Below are 2991 nucleotides of genomic sequence, written 5' to 3' on the forward strand. Positions count from 1 at the left end.
GCATAAGTGCGCCCTTACGGGATTTAACTAGATTATAACGACGAAAAATAGACCTGTAAAGCAATAACAGTTGGGTCTACTTTGTCTACTGGGTAGACAAGAAAAGAACACGCATTTATGCCGAGAAAATTTATTGATGTTGAGAAGAACCCTTAACTAAACTTGCAGACGAATGTCGGCATAGCGTGAGCTATTAAGCCGACCATTCGACAAGTTTTGGGATTGTTAAGGGTTCCGAGGCTCAACGTCAATAAAGCAATTGGAATAAAGCAACTTTGTTATTTATAATTATTTGATTGGAGGTGTGAATATGTTTTTTAAGTGTTCTATATGTGATGAAAAATTAAAGAGAGGTTATAAAACTTTAGCATGTGAGAATAACCATACTTTTGATATTGCAAAAGAGGGGTATTCGAATTTAATTTTAGGGCATAAAAAAAGTAAATACGATAAAAAATTGTTTATTGCTAGAAGAGAATTGAATGATAGTAGCAATTTGTATTCGACATTAATTTTAAAAATCATAGAAATTATTAAAAAATATGAGATTAAAACTAAAAATAATGTAATAGATGTTGGTACTGGTGAGGGTTATATTTTAAATGAAATCAGTAAGTCATTTCTTGGTGGAAATGAATTCTTAGGTATAGACATTGCAAAAGAAGGTGTAAAAAAAGCAGCAAAATCATATAAAAATATAAATTGGTTGGTTGCTGATCTAGCTGATATACCAGTTATGAATGGGAATGTAGACTTTTTAATTAATGTGCTTAGCCCTTCTAATTATGATGAGTTTAAAAGAGTTCTAGATAAAGAGGGGAAATTGATAAAAATAATTCCTAATAGTGATTATTTAAAAGAAATAAGGAATATAGTCTTTAGTAATCATAAAAATAAGGATTATGATAATTCTGATGTTATAGATTTATTTGAAGCTAATTTTAATAAAATTGAAATGATAGACATTAGTTATAAGGTTAAATTAAATAAAGAAGAATTGAATAAATTACTTGATATGACGCCTTTAACGTGGAATTTAAGTGACGTAGAAAAAGAAGGAATAATTAAGAAAAACTTAAGTGAAATTACGATGAGTTTTAAGGTTTTGGTTGGTGGTTTTAAAACGAGTTGAAAACGAGTTTCTTCTTGTCTTGATACTATATAGAAATAACTCAAAGATATTAAAAGTCGTTTTATCGTTGATATGACAGTATTTTTATGTATTTTTGTGCGTGAAAGAAAAAATTGACATAAAAAAGCTCCAGTAATATGATTAAGTTACGACGCTTAAATCAATACTGGAGGTCTTTTTATATGCAATATAATACTACTAAATGTATAGACGAAAATCAAGATAATAAAACATTAAAAGATATGACGAAAAGTGGGAAACAACGCCCATGGAGAGAAAAGAAGATAGATAATGTAAGTTATGCAGATATACTAGAAATCTTAAAAATTAAAAAGGCTTTTAACGTAAAACAATGTGGTAACGTCTTAGAGTTCAAGCCTACTGATGAAGGTTATTTGAAGTTACATAAGACATGGTTTTGTAAATCAAAATTGTGTCCAGTTTGTAATTGGAGGCGTGCTATGAAAAATAGTTATCAAGCTCAAAAAGTGATTGAAGAAGTGGTTAAAGAAAAGCCAACTGCTCGTTGGTTATTTCTTACTTTATCGACTAAAAATGCAATAGACGGTGACCATTTAGAACAAAGTTTAAAGCATATGTCTAAGGCTTTTAATAAATTAAAGATGTATACAAAAGTTAAAAAGAATTTGGTAGGATTTTTACGCTCAACTGAAGTAACAGTTAATAAAAATGACGGTAGTTATAATCAACATATGCACGTTTTGTTATGCGTTGAAAATGCGTATTTTAGAAAAAAAGAAAATTATATTACGCAGACGGAATGGGTCGATTTATGGCAAAAAGCATTACAAGTTAATTATCGACCAGTAGCAAATATTAAAGCGATCAAACCAAACCAAAAAGGCGATAAAGATATTCAAGCAGCAATCAAAGAAACTTCAAAATACTCGGTTAAGTCATCTGATTTTTTAACTGATGATGATGAAAAAAATCAAGAAATCGTAAATGATTTAGAAAAAGGTTTATACCGAAAACGTATGTTGAGTTATGGTGGTTTGCTTAAACAAAAACATAAAATTTTAAATTTAGACGATGCCGAAGATGGCAATTTGATTAATACAAGCGACGAAGATAAAACGACAGATGAAGAAGAAAAAGCACATTCAATTACTGCAATTTGGAATTTTGAAAAACAAAATTATTACTTAAAAGATTTGAAACGTTAGCTTAAAAGCTAGCGTTTTTTTATGTATTTTTGCCCCTGCAGGAACTATAGCGTTCAACCGGCATGGTTGACCAGTTTTACCTTGAAAATTTTAATTTGCATGTAAATGGGCAGTGTCTGAAAAATTCGCCACTGGTTATGTACAAAAAATGAGATAAACAATTTAACTTTTTAAGTTATATAAATTTTAGGGAGTTCCAATCAAATTAGAAAAATATATAAAAGAGCTATATCGTTTTTCTGGCTTATGTTTAAAAAGTACAAGTGATTGTATTTAAAATGACTTTAGCAACTTAAGTAATATGTCTTTTGAATACAAGTTAAATGTCAGAAAGATGTACCCTTATTTTGCTCATATTTGCGTTTTAAGAAACATATATAAATATACAGGTATAAAAATATATAAATATAGAGTTTGCTCTAAATACCCCCTTAAAATTCAAAATAAAGGCATTTAAAAATTAAGAAAATAAAAAAAGCTACTAGCAAAAAACTAGTAGCTTAAATCTTAGTTAAATTTCTATGTAGTATTAATTTTTATATCTACGCTACAACGTCGATTCTAGTTCGTGCAGTATTAATTTTTATATCTGCGCCACAACGCCGATTCCTTAAAACTAAGATAAAAATCGACGAAGGTCGATTATGGTTTTTTACGCGTTCTTTTTAGAAC

At 29.1% G+C, this 2991-nt stretch carries 2 protein-coding genes; both read left to right on the plus strand.

Going from position 1 to position 2991, the window contains the following annotated elements; genetic code table 11:
• The first annotated feature begins 310 nt into the window (after positions 1–310).
• Entirely contained in the window at positions 311–1132 is an 822-nt protein-coding gene (locus tag JVU85_RS05645) for a putative RNA methyltransferase (RefSeq protein WP_050482502.1), read from the plus strand.
• Positions 1133–1314: 182 nt separating this feature from the next.
• Positions 1315–2319: a protein rep gene (locus JVU85_RS05650; protein ID WP_129406976.1), complete on the plus strand. Its 1005-nt coding sequence runs from the start codon at positions 1315–1317 to the stop codon at positions 2317–2319.
• Positions 2320–2991 lie beyond the last annotated feature (672 nt).

It is taken from the genome of Staphylococcus sp. GDY8P72P, assembly GCF_016890655.1.
Classification (GTDB): domain Bacteria; phylum Bacillota; class Bacilli; order Staphylococcales; family Staphylococcaceae; genus Staphylococcus; species Staphylococcus arlettae.

Coding starts and splice junctions, on each gene's coding strand:
- JVU85_RS05645 (WP_050482502.1), top strand. CDS start 311: ATGTTTTTTAAGTGTTCTATATGTGATGAAAAATTAAAGAGAGGTTAT.
- JVU85_RS05650 (WP_129406976.1), top strand. CDS start 1,315: ATGCAATATAATACTACTAAATGTATAGACGAAAATCAAGATAATAAA.